Annotated in this window: 15 protein-coding genes; 1 reads left to right on the top strand and 14 read right to left on the bottom strand. The window is 28.0% G+C overall.

Annotation, left to right across the window (positions count from 1 at the left end; all coding sequences use genetic code 11):
• Window positions 1-37: 37 nt before the first annotated feature.
• The 13 genes from ACWPW7_RS04560 to ACWPW7_RS04500 form a co-directional block, all read right to left on the bottom strand.
• Entirely contained in the window at window positions 38-1573 is a 1536-nt protein-coding gene (locus tag ACWPW7_RS04560) for a putative polysaccharide biosynthesis protein (protein WP_454052567.1), read from the bottom strand.
• Between the two features lie 961 nt (window positions 1574-2534).
• Window positions 2535-3086 carry a stage V sporulation protein T gene (gene spoVT / locus ACWPW7_RS04555; protein WP_454052566.1) on the bottom strand — a complete coding sequence of 184 codons (552 nt, stop codon included), beginning with the start codon at window positions 3084-3086 and terminating at the stop codon, window positions 2535-2537.
• A 531-nt stretch (window positions 3087-3617) separates the two neighbouring features.
• A complete protein-coding gene (locus ACWPW7_RS04550) occupies window positions 3618-4619 on the bottom strand; it encodes a peptidylprolyl isomerase (RefSeq protein WP_291564769.1) in 1002 nt (333 codons plus the stop codon).
• Window positions 4620-4932: 313 nt separating this feature from the next.
• Window positions 4933-8463 carry a transcription-repair coupling factor gene (mfd, locus tag ACWPW7_RS04545; protein WP_454052565.1) on the bottom strand — a complete coding sequence of 1177 codons (3531 nt, stop codon included), beginning with the start codon at window positions 8461-8463 and terminating at the stop codon, window positions 4933-4935.
• A 73-nt stretch (window positions 8464-8536) separates the two neighbouring features.
• The gene (gene pth, locus ACWPW7_RS04540; RefSeq protein WP_454052564.1) at window positions 8537-9100 is read right to left on the bottom strand and encodes an aminoacyl-tRNA hydrolase; all 564 of its coding nucleotides are present in this window, start codon (window positions 9098-9100) and stop codon (window positions 8537-8539) included.
• A 422-nt stretch (window positions 9101-9522) separates the two neighbouring features.
• A complete protein-coding gene (locus tag ACWPW7_RS04535) occupies window positions 9523-10686 on the bottom strand; it encodes a S1C family serine protease (RefSeq protein WP_454052563.1) in 1164 nt (387 codons plus the stop codon).
• Window positions 10687-10920: 234 nt separating this feature from the next.
• Window positions 10921-12342: a sensor histidine kinase gene (locus ACWPW7_RS04530; RefSeq protein WP_454052562.1), complete on the bottom strand. Its 1422-nt coding sequence runs from the start codon at window positions 12340-12342 to the stop codon at window positions 10921-10923.
• Window positions 12342-13028 carry a response regulator transcription factor gene (locus ACWPW7_RS04525; RefSeq protein WP_039634361.1) on the bottom strand — a complete coding sequence of 229 codons (687 nt, stop codon included), beginning with the start codon at window positions 13026-13028 and terminating at the stop codon, window positions 12342-12344. The genes ACWPW7_RS04530 and ACWPW7_RS04525 overlap by 1 nt, the downstream gene beginning before the upstream one ends.
• Window positions 13029-13354: 326 nt before the next feature.
• Window positions 13355-14311: a ribose-phosphate diphosphokinase gene (locus ACWPW7_RS04520; RefSeq protein ID WP_291564758.1), complete on the bottom strand. Its 957-nt coding sequence runs from the start codon at window positions 14309-14311 to the stop codon at window positions 13355-13357.
• A gap of 22 nt (window positions 14312-14333) precedes the next feature.
• Window positions 14334-15704 carry a bifunctional UDP-N-acetylglucosamine diphosphorylase/glucosamine-1-phosphate N-acetyltransferase GlmU gene (glmU, locus tag ACWPW7_RS04515; protein WP_291564756.1) on the bottom strand — a complete coding sequence of 457 codons (1371 nt, stop codon included), beginning with the start codon at window positions 15702-15704 and terminating at the stop codon, window positions 14334-14336.
• A gap of 187 nt (window positions 15705-15891) precedes the next feature.
• Entirely contained in the window at window positions 15892-16179 is a 288-nt protein-coding gene (gene spoVG / locus ACWPW7_RS04510; RefSeq protein WP_039634355.1) for a septation regulator SpoVG, read from the bottom strand.
• 133 nt (window positions 16180-16312) lie between these two features.
• Window positions 16313-17155 (bottom strand): pur operon repressor, encoded by an 843-nt coding sequence (purR, locus tag ACWPW7_RS04505; RefSeq protein ID WP_454052561.1) that lies wholly within the window; start codon window positions 17153-17155, stop codon window positions 16313-16315.
• A gap of 436 nt (window positions 17156-17591) precedes the next feature.
• Complete coding sequence (locus tag ACWPW7_RS04500) at window positions 17592-17873, bottom strand: ArsR/SmtB family transcription factor (RefSeq protein WP_291564750.1); 282 nt, start codon at window positions 17871-17873, stop codon at window positions 17592-17594.
• 420 nt (window positions 17874-18293) lie between these two features.
• Between ACWPW7_RS04500 and ACWPW7_RS04495 the strand changes: the two genes are divergently transcribed.
• On the top strand, window positions 18294-18785 hold the full coding sequence (locus ACWPW7_RS04495; RefSeq protein ID WP_312579466.1) for a 4Fe-4S binding protein: 492 nt from the start codon (window positions 18294-18296) through the stop codon (window positions 18783-18785).
• Window positions 18786-18995: 210 nt separating this feature from the next.
• Here the strand turns inward: ACWPW7_RS04495 and ACWPW7_RS04490 are convergent, their stop codons facing one another.
• Window positions 18996-19214, bottom strand: a complete 219-nt coding sequence (locus ACWPW7_RS04490) for a hypothetical protein (RefSeq protein ID WP_291564744.1) — start codon at window positions 19212-19214, stop codon at window positions 18996-18998.
• Between the last annotated feature and the right edge of the window lie 74 nt (window positions 19215-19288).

Genomic DNA, 19288 nt, shown 5'->3' with positions numbered 1-19288 from the left:
TCGCTTCACACTCCCTACTCTTCTCATTTTTATATAATTAGTTCTTTACAATCTTTCCTCTGATATCTTCTACAGTAAATATCTTAAGTACTATAATTAATATTGTATATATTAATGCTCCTACAAATATAGCTAATAAGCACGATATTCCATTACTTATTGTATAATTATAGACATTATTATACGTAAACACAACTGCAATTATCATAATTAATGATGCTATTGCTGGCTTTAATAAAATTTCATATAAACTTAGCTTAACAGAAAATATTTTCTTAATTTGAAACATATTTAAGATTACCGTAACTATATAGCCACATAATGTCCCTATAACTGCACCATATATATTTATAACGGTCATAGGAATCAACAAGTAACTTATTATTACTTTTACTATGCAACCTATAGCAAGGTTATAAACAGGCTTTAAATAGTCTCCTACGCTTTGTAATAACGCTGTAGTAGTCTGTGTTATTACTATGAAAGGTATTGTAGTAGCTACTAGTCTTAATATATTATAACCACCTACATCTTTCATAAATACTAAGTGCATTATTGGTGCTGCTAAAGAATATAATCCAGCTGTACAAGGTAATGCAATAACAAAGGATAGTTTAAAAGCCATTTCTATTCTTCTATTTAACTCAAAGGTTCTATTTGTACTATAAGCCTCAGAAATAATAGGTACTAAAGATGCACATAATGCCACTGAAAGTGCTAAAGGTACATTTGAAAGAGTTACTGCCTTTCCTGTTAATTGACCATATAAAACCGCACTTTCTGATACAGAAAAACCTGCTTTTAACATTCTCTCAGGAACTATTATAGAATCTATTAGTGACATTACTGTACCTACTGCTGCTCCTAATGAAATAGGTAATGCTGCTTTTCCTATTTCTGAAATCATACTCTTACTCTCGATATTTTTAACTTTATACATAAATTTGCTCTTTCTATAGTAGATTATGATTAAATATATACTGCCTAATATACCACCTACAACTGTACCTAAAGCCGCTCCCCCTGCCGCAAATTCTATTCCTTTAGGTAGTAATAAATATGCAAATAATACACCTGCACCAACTCTGCCTATTTGTTCAATTATCTGAGATACTCCTGTATATGTCATATTTTGAAGCCCTTGAAAAAAACCTCTAAAAGTACACATAATGCATACAAATATAGGAGCAACAGAAATTATTATAAAAGACATATATGAGTTCTCATGCCATTTTAATCCTTGAATTATCGATTTCGAAAAGAAAATCATAAGAAAAGAAGCCAAAAATCCTATAGGTAGCATAACTAAAAGAGTGTCCTTTAACACTTTTCTAATACTATAAAAATCATTTTTCGCATTTAATTCTGAAATTATTTTAGACATTGCAATAGGCACTCCTGACGCTAATGCTACAAATGTCATGTATAAAGGATATGACATTTGATAATATCCCATACCTTCATCACCTATAAGTGTCTGAATTGGTATTCTAAAAAACAAACCTAAAAATCTAGCAAAAATTCCAGCAATACCCAAAATCATTGTACCTTTTATTAATGAATGTTTTTTCATATAATCCCCCTAAAAAACCTTTTTATTTTAATACTTATTGCGATTTTTATAGCATTATTACTTGTATAGAATATATTTTTTTATTAATTTTAGATTATACATTTTTAATTATTGAAAATCTTTTTATTGTAATCATATTAATAACTTTTTAATAGGGGGTTAATGAAATATATATACCAGTTCTAAAATTAACATATATATGAGAATAATTGGTGCTTTTTAATATTATAATTAAAACTATTAAATTCACAATTGTGGATATTTCCCAGCAGAAGCTGAGAAATTTAGAATTGATTTATTTTTAAAATGATGTAGTAACTTCTTATAAAAAAACTAGTAGCTGTAGTATATCTATAGTACTAGTTAAATTTATTAGTCTTGTTCCAAACTATACTCCACCTTAGGGTAACCCTTATACAATTGAGAATTATTGATACTTCTCTTTTATAAGAGAAGTTCTAAATCTATTTCTTTTCAAAGTGACGCAGTCACTTTTATTGAAAAATCTATTTGAAGAAATTAATTTGTAAGAATTAATTTCCACCACAATTGTCAATTTTCCACTTTCAATTCTCCATTGATTAAGTTCCCATGAGGTGGAAAAGTGGAAAACTAGCAGTTGTATTACTAATAAAAAAATAGTTAAAGAAATTAGTTTAATCAAAACTAATTTCAACCATAATTCTCAATTGCCTATTGATTAAAGTTGCGAATTGAAATATTTTAAAATGTAGATATATTCAGTTATACATTAATTCTTAAGGTAATTTATCTATATTTAAGTTTCATGATGGATTATACTCACTTTAATAATTTCTAAAATTTATAATTTCATTTATAAAGAACAAAATATTTATTAAAATTTCGTAAATGTGATTAAAAAGAATATATTTGTTAATAGTATAGATGGTAGTAGAATAATGGAAAGCAAAAAATAAAAAATAATGGCAGAATCCTGCCATTATTGCTCCATTTGCTTTCCTAAGAAAGCAGATGCTGTTTCAGCTAGTTTTAATTCTAAATCCCCAAATTTTACATTTTCCTCTTTAGAAAGTATTATAACAGCTCCAATAGCATCTCCTTCTGCTACTATAGGGCTAACAACTTGAGAACTATAAACAGTCTCATCTTCATCTTCATATAATGGTATAACCTTCTCTGCCCCTGTTCCAGATATAACCGATCTACGACCTTCCATTATTTTTTCGAGTTGCATACTAACTTTTTTATCTATATAGTCCTTTTTAGGGCCACCACTAACAGATATTATACTATCTTTATCAGCCACAACTACAATATGTCCAATTGTCTGTTGAAGTGCCTCTGCATATTCCTTAGAGAATTCACTTAACTCTTCAATTGGAGAGTATTTTTTAAGTATTACTCCACCTTCTCTATCAGTAAATATCTCTAGTGGATCTCCCTCTCTAATTCTAAGAGTTCTTCTAATTTCTTTTGGAATTACTACACGACCTAAATCATCTATACGTCTTACTATACCGGTTGCCTTCATACATTAATTCCTCCTCAAATAACTTTAATTATGTACTTGTGCTATTATTATCCTTCTAAATTTGAAATTTTATACACATTTGCATAAAGATTAATTTATAACAAAATTTGAACAAAGATACCTTTTAAAATTTATAGCTTATAATATAAAATTTTTAGTGATTCTCAAAATAATCAATAAAATTTTAACTATTTTTTGTACAAAATCATAGATTCCCAAATTCCATTAAAATGAAGATTCTATAATCTTAATGGTAATTCTGAATTTAAAAATTTATAAGTTTTTATAATAGATGTATAATTATAAATTATTCGTTGTTAAAAATTCATATTTTATTTTCAAAAAATTTAACTTTTATTAATATCTTCCTTAATTTAAGGCTATAAATTATAAACGGTTTACCATATTTTACTCTATTTTTTGAATTTATTCTTTTACCTATTTCTAAAAATACTCAACATAAAAGGAGCTATGATTTAAATCATAACTCCTTTTATGTTGAAGACTTGCTGTCTTTTCACATGTTTTAAATTATTTTAAATTATCTTCATAAATTTTAATTTTAGCTTCTTCTTGCCATTTGTTAGCTGTTTCATTCCATTGTGTATTTTTCTTCTCATCTAGTAAACTCTTTTTAATGTCTTCTTTTACAGTATCAAATTTCTTAACTGGATACTCTTCCTTGTCTATACATTTTATTACATGATAGCCAAATTGAGTTTTAACTGGCGCTTTTGTATAAGCTCCTTTTTGTAGAGCAATTGCAAACTGCATAAAAGTTTTATCATAGCCTGTATCATTATAATCTATCCAGCCTAACTCTCCACCTTTATCTTTAGTTCCATCTGTTCCTTTTTCCTTTGCAAGCTTTGCAAAATCTTCACCAGCATCTAATCTTTTAATTATATCATTAGCATCTTTTTCATCTTCAACTACAATGTGAGCTACGTTAATTTTATTTGGCTTTTCAGTATAATAGGTCATATTAGAATCATAATGAGTTTTAGCATCTTCATCAGTTACCTTAACATCTTTAACTACTTCTTCAAAAACTTTATTATATATAAGTTGATTTTTTATATTTGCTTTTATACTTTCTTCAGTTTCACCAGATTGTTCTAATCCCTCTTTAAATTTTTCTTCACTTTCAAAAGCATCTTTTATTGTCTTATATTCCTGATCTATATATTTTTTAACCTCATCATCATTTGGCATCACTTTAAGCTCAACAGCTTTCTCTTCTAGAATTCCTTCTCCAATCATTCTATTTAACATGTTAATTCTCTGTTCTTTTAACATGCTCTTGCCTTCTTCAGTCGTATCAAAAGTTTCACCTTGCATCTTTTTGATATAAGTTATAACCGGTCCCATTCTTTCATCAAGTTCGGCCCTTGTTATTTTCTTATTACTATATTTTGCAACCTTTGATTTTGCGATACCTTCTGGAGTTTTTTCAATTAAACTACATCCAACTAAAGAAGTTGCCATCACAGCCACTAGGGATGCTACTATTAATTTTTTTATGTTCTTCACTTTAAATCCCCCGTTCTATTTTTTTTAATAGCTATATTTTAAACTATATAAAAGTTCAAATAATTAAAATTTATATTCTAGTTCATAAATAGTGCTCCTACTTCTAAACCGTTAATTATTTAATTCTATAAACTTATAAAATTAAACAAATCTAAAATTAATAACATTTTAAAATATAGCTTTTGTAATACAGTCCTATTTTAATAGGATAATATTTCATCTTTGTGACATTCAAAAATAATTTTATCATAAACTCCTAATTATTGAAAGTTTATAGTAAATTATTGAAATTAACCTAAAATGAATTAAAGAATTATTTATTATTAGTTTTGCCATTAAATTCTTTCATATACTTAGTTAGATTAATTAAATTATCAAGAAGCTCTTCTTTCTTAGTTTCCTTTATCTTATAAGCAATAACCGGTACTTCTGCCATTTTAAAAGTTATTTTGCTTATATAATTATCTAATAGTCCAGTAATTAAATCTTTGCTAATATTTTGTTTACTTTCAAAAGTGATTAATATTTCATTTTTAACTTCTTTAATCTCAATAATGCCTATTTCCTTTGCCATACTTCTTAAGTAAGCAATATTCATCAAATTATAAACAGTAGGTGGTATATCAGAAAATCTATCTTCTATTTCATCTTGTAATTCCATCATATATTCATAAGAGTCGATAGACGCAATCTTTTTGTAAACCTCAATTTTTTGCGTTTCATCCTTCACATAGCTGCTTGGAATATAAGCATCAATTTTAATTTCAACAGTAGTTTCAATAGGTTCTTTTTCAATGTCACCTTTAATAAGTTTTATCATATCTTCAAGCATTCTACAATATAAGTCATATCCTACAGTAGCCATATGTCCATGTTGTGCAGAACCCATAATATTTCCTGCACCTCTTATTTCTAAATCTCTCATAGCAATTTTAAAACCTGAACCTAATTCAGTAAAATCTTTAATGGCTTTAAGACGTTTTTCTGCTACCTCTGTTAAAATTTTATCCTTCATATAAGTAAAATAAGCATATGCTATCCTATTAGTCCTACCTACTCTACCTCTTAATTGATATAGCTGAGATAAGCCCATTTTATCTGCATCATAGATTATCATAGTATTAGTGTTTTGAATATCTATACCTGTCTCTATAATAGTTGTACATACTAAAATATCATATTTATAATCTACAAAATCTAGTATTATTTTTTCCAATTCTCTTTCAGTCATTTGCCCATGAGCTACCGCTATTCTAGCTTCAGGTATAAGTTTTCCTAGATAGCTTGCCATTTCTTTTATAGTTTCAACCCTGTTATACACAAAAAATACTTGGCCATCTCTATTTAATTCTCTCATTATACCATCTCTAATAAGCTGATCATTAAATTCAACTACATAGGTCTGAACTGGATATCTTTCCTCTGGAGGAGTTTCAATAACACTTATATCTCTTACTCCTGTCAAAGACATATGCAATGTTCTAGGAATAGGAGTTGCAGTTAAAGTTAAAACATCTATATTCTTCTTGATAGACTTAACCTTTTCTTTATGAGTAACTCCAAATCTTTGTTCTTCATCTACTATTAATAACCCTAAGTCCTTAAATGAAACATCTTTTTGTAGTATCCTATGGGTGCCTACCAGTATATCCACATTTCCTTCCTTAACAGATTTTAATATTGCCTTAGTTTGTGAAGCTGTTCTAAATCTGCTTATCATATCAACTTTTAAAGGAAAATCAGAATATCTTTTTAACATATTCTTATAATGCTGTTCTGCAAGTATAGTCGTAGGAACTAAAAATGCAACCTGCTTTCCATCCATCACACATTTAAAAGCAGCCCTTAAGGCTACTTCTGTTTTTCCATAACCAACATCTCCACATAAAAGTCTGTCCATAGGTTTATTACTTTCCATATCCTTTTTAATTTCCTCTATAGCTGTCAATTGATCTGGTGTTTCATCATAAGGAAATTCATCTTCAAATTGTTTTTGCCATATTGTATCAATACCATATTTATGACCTTTAATTTGTGCTCTAGTAGCATAAAGCTTAACTAAATCTTCTGCAATGTCTTCTATAGATTTTTTAACTTTATTTTTAGCTTTAATCCATTCACTTCCACCTAGTTTATTTACTTTAGGTGATTTGCCCTCGCTACCTATATATTTTTGCACCAAATCTAGCTGTTCTACAGGAACATATAAAGTATCTCCATTGTTATAAGTAAGTTCTAAAAAGTCCTTTTTATGGCCTTGTATTTCAAGCTGATTTATTCCTTTATATACACCTATACCATGATTTGCATGTACTACATAATCTCCTAATTTAAGCTCAGTAAAGCTTTTAATCTTTCCTGCACCTTTTTTATTTCCTTTTCTTCCTGTTTTTCTTTTAGATTGTCCAAATACTTCCTTATCAGATATTACACACACTTTAAGCTCAGGATATTCAAATCCTTTTAATGAATTACCAAAGGTTACAACAACTTGGCCAAGTTCTATATTATCAATAAAGTCTTTATAACTTGCTTCAATACCTCTATCCCTTAGCGTATCTATTAGTCGTTCTCCCCTAGTTCTTGTTCCTGATAATATTACTGTCCTATAATTGTTATCTTTTTTATCTTTAATGTCATCAATTAAATAATCTAATTGTCCATGATAATCATGTATAGTTATTTGTGAAAAAGAAGAAATAGTTCTTGGCTTTAATATTTTGGTTGATTTAGCAATAGCATCTATGGTTAACACTCTTTTGCTCTCTAGTAGTTCTAAAGTTTCTTCCTTTGAAATTAAAAGTTCTCCTTGTCTTGGAAGTATGTTTCCTCTTCTCAAAAAATTTTCATAGTTTTCTTTAAACTCGAAGTAAACACTCTCCAGTTTACCATTACATCTTTGAACATCATCTACTATAATAAAACTATCATTTAAATAATCAAAAAATGTGGAAATATTTTCATAAAAATATGGTATGTAGCTATCTATAGTTTCAAAACTCCAAGTCTCTTTAAGTGCTTCAATATTACTATTAACTATGGATTTTAATCTCTCTATAGCTTCTTTTTCTTTCTTCTTATTAAAATTTAAAAGTGAGTTATTAAAGTCTTCACTAATGTTATCATAAGCTTTCTTTAAACTCTCACTAGTCATAATTATTTCTTTTGCTGGAAATATTTCTATAGCATTTATCTTTTCAATACTTCTTTGAGTATCCGTATTAAAAGTTCTAATAGAATCTACTTCATCATCAAAAAATTCTATTCTATAAGGAAGGGCATCTATAGGAGGAAAAATATCTAATATTCCTCCCCTTATTGAAAATTGGCCTTTTGTTTCAACTGCTTCACTTCTCTCATAACCACATTGAATAAGCTTTTCACTTAATTCTCTAATATCTACTATATCTCCTACCTTTAAAGAAAATATATAATTCTTAAATAAATCTACTGGAGTATACACAGCTAATAGTGACTCTATAGATGCTACTATTATTTTAGGGCCATCTTCTAACATCTTTTTAAATATTTTAAGACGTTCCCATCTTAAATCTCCAGAAATAGCATCAATATTATAAAAAACTACTTCTCTAGTTGGAAAATAATACACATCATTTAAATAAAAACTTAAATCCTCACAAATATTTTTTGCTTCTACATCATTATGAGTAACTATAAGGATTTTTTTATTTACTTCTTCATAAATTCCATTTATTAAATAGCTTTTTGCAGATTCAGAAACTCCGTAAATACCTATAGGAAAATTATTTCCTTTAATACTTTTTGAGATTTCTCTAAATTCTTCACTACGTCTTAATGGCATCATAAGTCCATTTAGTCTCAAAATTATCACCTCTATACAAATAAAATGGAAATATACTGAATTTTTCTGTAAATAGTTATAAACCTAGCAATAGCTAGGCTTTAATACCATTAAACTTATTCATAGCTTCAGCAATTCCATTAGTTATTATAGTTTCTATAGCTTGAACACTTGGTTCAAAGGTTTTTTCTAATAGTTCTCTTTCTTCTTTTGAAAATTTTCCTAAAACATGATCTACTAAATCATATTTTGGTTGTCCAACCCCTATCTTAATTCTTGGAAAAGCTTCTGTTGAAAGATGTGAAATTATATTTTTAATTCCATTATGTCCCCCCGCACTACCTTTTTGCCTAATTCTTACAGTGCCGATATCAAGACTTATATCATCATAAACAACTATGATATTATTATTAGGAATTTTATAAAAATCACATACTTCTCTAACGCTTTCCCCACTTAAATTCATAAAAGTTTGAGGTTTTAACACTATTACCTTTTCTCCATTTATTGTTGTCTCACCATATATACCTTTAAATTTTATCCTATTAATAGAAATATTATACTTTTGTGCAAATAAGTCTATTATATCAAAGCCTACATTATGTCTTGTCTTATCATATTTATCCCCTGGATTACCTAATCCTACTATTAAATACATTTGATACCTCCAAAATTCATCCGCTAGTTATACAGTATTTATATTATACTAAATTAAAGATATAAAAATCAAAGTACAAAATACTGTTCTATATTATAATACTACAAAAACATATTACTACAAAAAAACTGGAAATCCTATAAGAATATATTAAAATATACTTTTGTATAATTTTACATTATATATATTTACCTTATATGTAAATACTATGCAAGAATTAAGCCTAAAATTTAATCTATCTAGAAATAACTTAGATTCTTATCTCTAATAATTTTTTGTGATTTTAATTATTAATTTTCTTGCAAGCTATATATAAATTGAACTTTAGATAACTTTTTATTATATTAAAAATACAAGAGCTAATATAGCTCTTGTATTTTCTTTAAAATATTGTATATATTTTATATTATTAATTTAATTTTTTAAGATAGCATTCTATAATAAGCTAATTTTACATTTATAAATTGATATTCTCCATTTCTCCATACCTTACAAACTGCAATATGGCCTTCTTGTGAGGTTCTCAGAGCTCTGCTTATATCCTCAACCTCTGTAATATTTATATCATTTATAGAAGTAATTATGTCTGTAGGCCTTATTCCAGCTTTATAAGCCTCACTATCCTTTAATACATCTCTAACATATACTCCTGACACTCCATCTACACCATTTTTAGGAATTGCCTTATCACCATATATTCCTAATCCAAGCTTTAATGTATTTCCCCTTTTCATCAAGATATCTATTATAGGTTTAGCGTCTTCTATAGCTATTGCAAAACCTGATTTTGTAGCTTTCTCTGTATAACTCAATATATTATTGTTTATGCCTATCATTTCACCATTTAAATTGCAAAGTGGTCCTCCAGTGTTTCCTGCAAATATTTCAATGTCAGTCCTTATGGCATTGTATGAAACAGGCTGCCTTGTTTGTCTATCTGTAGCTGAAATTCTTTGATTCGCATTTTCCACTACTCCATAAGATATAGCCCCTTGAAAAGCATTAGCATTAGGATTACCAATAGAAATCACTTCATCATCCATTTTAACTTTTGAACTGTCTCCTATAATAACCGCTGGTAGTCCAACTTCATCTATTTTGATTACTGCAATATCTAAAACTGGATCTGATCCTACAACTTGTCCAACATACACCTTATTATTGGACAGCTTAACCTTAATTTCATCAGCTTTATACACTATACGTTGATTTGTTACTATGTATCCGTCTTCTCTTATTATGGTGCCTGCTCCACTTTCTATTTCTACGTTCTTACCATAAACTATTTTACTTATCGATACCACAGAAGCTGAGACCTTATTAGCAATTTCAGACATAGCCTCTCTTTTTTCTTTTGTATTTAAAAACACAGATTTTCCGTTGCCATCAATAGTAATTTTAGCTAGCTCTTTATCAACTAAAATTTTTGCAGTAATAGCTCCTGAAAGTGAAGCTATTATTATATAAAAAATTATATTAAGAAAAATTTTGTATCTAGGCTTTTTCTTATTTTTAGTCTTTTTAAAAACTATGTCCCCTCCAATATTTATTGGGGAAGTTTCCTTTATAATAGGTTGATCATCCACATAGCTTCACCTCCTTAAGCAATTAACAATGGAAAATGGAAAATTGACAATTAAGGTTGAAATTATTTTTAGACAAAATAATTTCTTTGAATATTTTTTTGACTAGCAATATAATTGCTAGTTATATGGCGAACACTGTTCGCTACTACAGAATAAATTCTAAATTTCTCAGTGATAACTGAGAAATATCCACAATTGTCCATTGTCAATAGTCAATTCTCAATTATATAAATATTAAGCTAATGTTAAAGTAAAAGTGAATTTAACTCCATCTTCTATATTTTCAGCCCAAATTTCTTCATCCAGCATAGTTAATATCTTTTTAACTATTGAAAGACCTAATCCAGAACTTACTCTATTAGTTCTAGATTTATCACCTTTATAAAACCTTTCCCAAATAGTTTTCAAACTTTCTTCGTCGATATGTGAACCTGTATTAGAAACAGAAATATATGCTTTCTTTCCTCTCTCATTAGAAGATAAGGTAATTAATGCACCTTCATTTGAATATTTTATAGCGTTATCTAACAGATTCATCACAACTTGAAAAATTCTATCTGGATCTCCGTAGACTAAAAGTTCATCTGAGTCAAAATATACTTCAACTTTTATTCTCTTTTCTTTTATTTTAGCTTCATTCTTTAAAATACTTAGCCTTATAACTTCATTAATGTCAATTTTTCTAAGTGCTAATCTTATTCTTCCTTCTTCTATAGCAGACATATCCAAAAGATCATTAACTAATCTTGTTAATCTTTGAGTTTCTTCATAAGCAACAGTTAAATATTCTTTTTCTTTTTCTTTCGGTACTACTCCATCTAAAATTCCTCTTATAAATCCGTTTATTGAAGTAATTGGAGATCTAATATCATGAGAAACATTAGAAATAAATTCTTTTCTATTTTTCTCTACCTTTTCTAAGGAATCTGCCATAGAATTAAAAGCCTTTGCAAACTGTCCTATTTCATCATTAGTATTTATTTCTACTCTTTTTGCTACATCACCATTAGCTATTTTTCTTGCCACTAAACTCATTTTTTGAAGTGGTTTTATCACTATTTTATCTGTAAAAAGATAAATAATAGACATAGATAATATCATTATAAGTGCAGTTGACAGCCATATAATTCTATATATTTTCCCAAGGGATTCTTTCACGTAGGACATAGAAAGTTCTACTATTATTCCTCCCTTTATATCTCCATTAACATCTTTTATCTGTTGTCCCAAAACATAGGTATCTTTACTAAATAAATCACTTCTTCTATCTATTTTCTTTAAATATCCATCTTCTGAAAGATCTTGAATGCTATTTAGTTCATCAACAAATACTTGTTTTCCTACTAAGACATCTTTATTATCTGAAGTAGTTGCAAAGACATAGCCTCGTCCATTAATTAAATATATGTTCTCATAGAAATATTCACCAACAAATTTTAAAGAATTATCTAGCTCTTCATAGGTTAATTTTCCATCTATGTAATTAGATGCCAAACCTTGAATAAATTCTGTTTGTGTTAATACTTGATTTTTCTTGCCGTTAATAAAATAATCATTAAACCACACTGATAAAAATGTGGCAATTATAGTTAAGCTCAAAAATATTATAACAGTATATATAAGCACCATTTTTGAAAATAGGTTGCTTTTTATCATTATTTCACCTCAAACTTATATCCTACACCCCAAACTGTTTCTATTTGCCAATTTATGCCACCTTCTATTTTTTCCCTTAATCTTTTAATGTGTACGTCCACAGTTCTTGAATCACCAGGATAATCATATCCCCATACCTCACATAATAATTGTTCTCTTGTAAAAACCCTATTCTTATTGCTAGCAAGATAATATAATAATTCAAATTCCTTCGGTGGCATTTTCACTTCTTCATTCCTATAAACCACACTATAAGAATTAGCATCTATAACTAAACTATCATAACTAATGGTTTCTTTGTTTTCTGTTTCCATGGTATATCTTCTTAAAACTGCCTTAACTCTAGCTATTAACTCCTTAGGTTCAAAAGGCTTTACAATGTAGTCATCTGCTCCAAGCTCTAACCCTAAAACTTTATCAAAGGTTTCACCTTTAGCAGTAACCATAATAACAGGAGTTTCACTGTCTTTCCTTATCCATTTTAAAACATCAATACCGTCAACATATGGTAGCATAACATCTAAAATAACCAAATCAGGTTTAAAATTTAAAAATACTTCCTGAGCCTCTTTACCATCATTAGCTATTTTTATAGAATATCCCGAACTTTCTAAGTACATTTTTATTACTTCGCAGATGTTTTTGTCATCATCTACCACCAAAACTTTTGCAATAGAGCCTTCCATAAATACCCCTCCTAAAAAGTTAATCTTGTCTTCAAAATAGTTAGTCAGTATTCTAGTCTATTTGACTAGCTATTTTATTTCAGAAACCTAAACTACTTATAATTAAATATAAGTATACATCCATTATAATGCTTAGTTAGTATAAAATTAAGATTTGTTACAAATTATTTAAAAATTATTTTGATAATTCTTATATTTTACAATTTATTACAGTAATTATCTTGATTTTCTTCATAATTTTACATAAACATTTTATAAAATATATACTAAAATTCTTAAATTAAAAAAATGCGTTGTCGAATAAATGACAACGCTTTTTTATTATATTAATCAAATAGCTTACTAACTGATATATCTTCGTATATTCTTTTAATAGCTTCCGCAAATATTGGAGCTACTGATAATATTTTTATCTTTTCTATTTGTTTTTCTTCCTGTAATTGAATTGTATCTAGCATTACTAATTCTTTTATAGCAGAAGCTTGTATTCTCTCTATAGCAGGACCTGATAAAACTGCGTGTGAACAACAAGCGTAAACTTCTTTAGCTCCTCTTTCAACTAAAGCATTAGCACCATTACAGATTGTTCCTGCTGTATCTATCATATCGTCTATCAATATAACTTTTTTATCTTTAATTTCTCCTATTATGTTCATAACCTCTGAAACATTAGCTTTAGGTCTTCTTTTATCAATTATAGCTATTGGAGCGTTTAATCTATCAGCAAATTTTCTAGCACGACTTACACTTCCTAAGTCTGGAGAAACTACAACTACATCGTCAACATCCTTAAATCCATTTTCTATAAAGTATTTTGCAAGTATTGGAGCTCCCATTAAGTTATCAACTGGAATATTAAAATATCCTTGAATTTGAGCTGCATGTAAATCCATAGTTAGTACTCTATCAGCACCTGCAGCTGTAATTAAGTCTGCAACTAATTTTGCTGTAATTGGATCTCTAGCCTTTGCTTTTCTATCTTGTCTAGCATAACCATAATAAGGCATAACCGCTGTTATTCTTCCAGCCGAAGCTCTCTTCAATGCATCTATCATTATTAAAAGCTCCATCAAGTTGTCATTTACTGGTGCGCTTGTTGGTTGAATTACAAACACATCTATTCCTCTAACAGTTTCAGCTATGTTTACAGAAATTTCTCCATCACTAAAGCTTCCAACTTGTGAGTCTCCAACTTTAAGTCCTAATACATTAGCTATATCTTCTGCTAATTCAGGATAGGAATTACCTGTAAAAATTTTAATATTTTTTCCATGTGGTATCATTATGTAGTCCTCCTATATTTTATTATTTCTTATGTATTCTATTTTTAACCCAATTTTCTTTATTTTCTTGTCTTGCTCTAGCTATTGCTAATGAGTTTTTTGGTACCTTTTTAGTGATAGTTGAACCTGCGGCAATGTATGTATTTTCTTCAACTTCAACTGGTGCAATTAAATTCGAGTTACATCCTATAAAGGAGTTATCTCCCACTATAGTTTTATGTTTATTAACACCATCATAGTTAACAACTACCGTTCCGCAACCAAAATTACATTTTTCCCCTACTTCTGCATCCCCTATATAAGTTAAGTGAGATATTTTTGTTCCATCTCCTATAGTTGACTTTTTAAGTTCTACGAAGTCTCCTACTTTAACTTTATTTCCTACTGTAGTTTGAGGACGAATATATGCAAAAGGGCCTACTGTAGTTTCTTCTCCTACTGTACTTTCTAAAATTACAGAACTTTGAATAGTAACATTAGACTTTATTATACTATCTTCAATTCTACATCCTGGATATATTGTACAGTTGTCTTTAATAATAGTCTTTCCCTCTATTACATTGTTAGGATATATAACAGTATCTATACCTATCTCCACATCACAGTTTATATATGTATTAGTTGGATCAATTAATATAACTCCATTTTCCATGTGTTTTTTATTAATTCTATTTTTCATTATATTTTCTACTATTGAAAGCTCAAATTTAGAATTTACTGCTGTAATCTCTTCTGTTGGCACATTAATAGCTCCAACCTTCTTATTCTCTTTTTTAAGTATCTCAATAACATCAGTTAAATAATATTCACCTTGGTTATTATTATTATTTAATTTTGAAAGCGTGCAAAGTAATGCCTGTATATCAAAACAATACATGCCTGAGTTTATTTCTTGGACTTTAACTTCGTCTTCATTGCAATCTTTAAATTCAACAATTTTTTCTACTTGTCCTTTTTCATCTCTTATTATTCTACCATATTTAGCTGGATCATTCATGATGGATGTTAATATAGTCGCACTAAATTCACCTTGCTCATGATAATTCATTAAACTATTAACTGTATTTTCCGTGATTAACGGACCATCTCCAACAAATATAGCCACTGTTCCAGTTTTATCTTTTAGAAATTCTTCAGCACACATTACAGCGTGTCCCGTCCCAAGTTGTACCTCTTGTACTGAGTAAGAAATATTTCTTGATTCTGTGCCTTTTTTAACTTTTTCTGCACCTTTACCAATTACCACATTCACATTTTCTATATTACAACTTCTTAATGTATCGATAACATGATTTATCATTTCTTTTCCACAAACCTTATGAAGCACCTTTGGAATATGAGAATTCATTCTTTTCCCTTCTCCAGCGGCTAATATGATAGCACATTTATACAAATTTAACACCTCTTTATATGAAAGTCATATTTATTTTACTACAAATACACTTTTATTGATACACTTATTAATTATATTTCATATGGTAATGGTTTGCAATAAAAGTAATTCTTATTTAAATTTTCACACAAAAATAAAAAGGAGATTAATCTCCTTTTTATTTAATAAAAAAGCTTAAGCTTTTTCGCTACTCTGCTATTTCATCAACTACAGGCTCTTCATTCTTAACCTTTTCATACTCATCAAGAATAGCCTTTTGTATTTTTTCTCTAGTTTCCGTATTAATTGGGTGTGCTATATCCTTGAATTCACCATCTGGTGTTCTTCTGCTAGGCATAGCAATAAAATGACCATTTTGGCCCTCTATAACTTTTATATCATGAACAACAAATTCATTATCTAAAGTTATAGAAACTATAGCTTTCATTTTACCCTCTGTAGCGATTTTTCTAATTCTAACATCTGTAATTTGCATGAATTCCACCTCCAAGATGTGCTATAGGTCTATTATTCTCCATATTTTTTATTTTTCCTTCTAAAATTCTAATAATTTTGTATATTACAACTTATTTAACAATTAATTCAAAAAAAATTTGTGGCAATTACAACTACTGTTTTTTCAAATCTATTCTTAGAGAAGGCTTAACTATAGCTCTTCCGTCTTCACCAATGCCATCAAAATCTACTATAGCTATATAATCTCCAATGAGCTTTTCTTTTGTTTCGAAAGTATTATCTACCAATATGCCACAACCTAAAAGCTCACTATTAAATTCTGTTAAAAGTTCTTGTATTCCCTTAGCTGTTCCCCCACCTCTCATAAAATCATCTATAAATAAGCATTTACTATTTCTTTTCATAGATTTACGAGATAATGACATAGTTTGAATTCTATTACTTGAACCAGAAATATAATTAATATTAACTGTTGCACCTTCAGTAACTTTATTTCTATGTCTTACAGTAACAAGTTGGACACCTAAGGCTTTTGCAACTTCATAAGCTAGAGGAATCCCTTTAGTTTCTATAGTAACAACATAATCAATATCTAAATTACTAAAAATTGAAGCTAAAATTCTTCCTGCTGTACTTATAATGTTAGGATTATACATAAGATCTGTTACATATAAAAAATCTCCTATCATTACTCTATCTTCTTCTCTTATGACTTCACAAAGTTCTTCACTAAACTTCAGTCTATCTTTATCAGATATATCTGTTATAAATTTTATTCCTCCTGCTGCTCCTGAAACAGATTCAACTCTCCCCATAGATAATTGTTCTAATGTTTCCCTTACAATAACTATATCTTCACTTACTGTTGATTTAGCAGCGTTAAAAATTTCTGTAAATCTATTTAAATTTATTACCTTATTCGGCGATTCAGTTAATGTTTTAGTTATAGCTACAACTCTTTGATTTCTACTAAACTTGTCTGCACTCTTTCCCATATTAAACTTACCTTTCTACGAATTATTTTATATATTTATTCGCAAATATTCATAATTATAATTTTAAATGTTTTTCGTGTATATTACAATTGCTGATTTACATTTAAAATGTTCATTTCTATTTTGTTCAATATTCATTACTTTTATTATAATTATTAATACTATATTATTCTATTTAATTAAACTTTCGGGAAAGTAAACAGCGGTTTCATTCTATAAAAAATTATAGAATAACTTCAAAATACATTTTTTTAATATAGATAGATAAGAACAATACAATCTTAAGAAAATAATCAATTATTAATCTCTTAATTTATAGTGATGAATATATATAATTATGAATTTTTTATGTGTATCATAAATTAAAATATCATGTCATAAAATCATATTAATTTCTGATTTGAATTTACTTATACGCTACTCTACCTTTTTAAATTTATTTAAATAAAATAGAAATAAGCTCTTTAACTCTCTCATCACAAATATAGTAACTAACCTCAAGACCTTCTCTATTTCCCTTAATTATTCCTGCTGATCTTAATTTTTGAAGATGTTGAGAGACCGTAGACTGAGGAAGTTCTAAGCAATTTTGCATACAAGTTACATTACGTTCACCATTTTCTAATAGTCCTTTAACAATACAAAGTCTAACAGGATGTGCTAATGCTTTCAATAACTCTGCATTTTCAGTAAATAATTCTATCTCTTGCTTATTCATTTAATCAACGACCTTTCCAAAATCCATTTATTTTAGCCTATATGAGGATATTACGATATAGTAATATGATTGTCAATAATCATAGATTTTAAACAACTATAGATATATTAATTCTAAAATTACTTTATTTATAAAAGTACTTGTTTTTTACTCCTCTGATTATAGCTATTGAATTCACAATGCTATGAATTGAAATACTCAAGAGTGTAACTATATTGGGCTATACATTAATTTTTAAGATAGTTTATCTATATATAATATATACTATACTGAATTACAAGTTTTATTGACTTATTAATCACGGTATTGTAATATTTGAATATATAGATATTATAAATTATAAAAATAACTAAAAGTTGTAAGTAGTTTTTAAAATTTCCAATCTAAAATATTCAATTAATGTAATCGGAGGTTTGTTAAATGAAAAAAAGAAAATCCTATCAGAAGTGGTCATGGATATTTATGGTACTATTCATAACTCTATCAATCTATGACATAAGATTTGGGCTTTTAGGTTTTGTTTGTATGGGAATGCCGCTTTTTTTTGTTCTTAGAAAGCAGGGGAAAGTTCACTGTTCCCATTATTGTCCTAGAGGATCATTACTTCAAAATTTTTTAAGCCATATATCCTTACAAAACAACTTACCTAGTAAATTTAAAACAAAAACTGTAAAAAATATTATTTTAAGCTTCATGTTGATAATGTTTACTATTACCATGATTAAATCCGGTGGAAATATAAATTCAATAGGGTTTGGATTGTTTAGACTTATGATGTCTTCATTAGTCTTAGGTGTTATTTTAGGAATAATATATAAGCCTAGAAGTTGGTGTCAGGTTTGTCCTATGGGGTATGGTTCTGGTCTCATAGATAAAATAATAAAAAAACCTAAATCTTCTAGCCACAAATAATAATTATAATATCTAATCTTTTTATTGCCTATTTGTATATAAAGCAAAAAACTTCTCAGTATATCTGAGAAGTTTTCCAATAATTTTTATTATAAATTATTGATATATAAAATATGGAAGATAAGTTGAAAGAGCATGTGAACGAAAGGATTGATGATTACTCTATAATTATTTTTATGAACAAATGTTATCTCATATCTTCCATATTTACTAACATTTAAATTTATTAATCATTGTATTCTTTTGTAAAAATTCATTTGTCTCATCTATGTTTCTCATTTTAAAAACTATTTTAGAGTTTTTTTTATTCAATATCCCCCTACAAAGTATATATTTATTATTATATACATCATTTTTAAAGCTAATTTCTAAAGGTAGTTCTTCTCCATTTTCATAATTTAACTCTATAAACATTTGATTACTACTCATTTTTTTCCCCCTAAATTTAACATAGATCATTTATATACTCATTATATCGAACATTTGTTCGCAATGCAATATTT

This window comes from Clostridium sp. Marseille-Q7071 (assembly GCF_965112025.1).
This window is presented reverse-complemented; position numbering and strand designations above follow the sequence as displayed.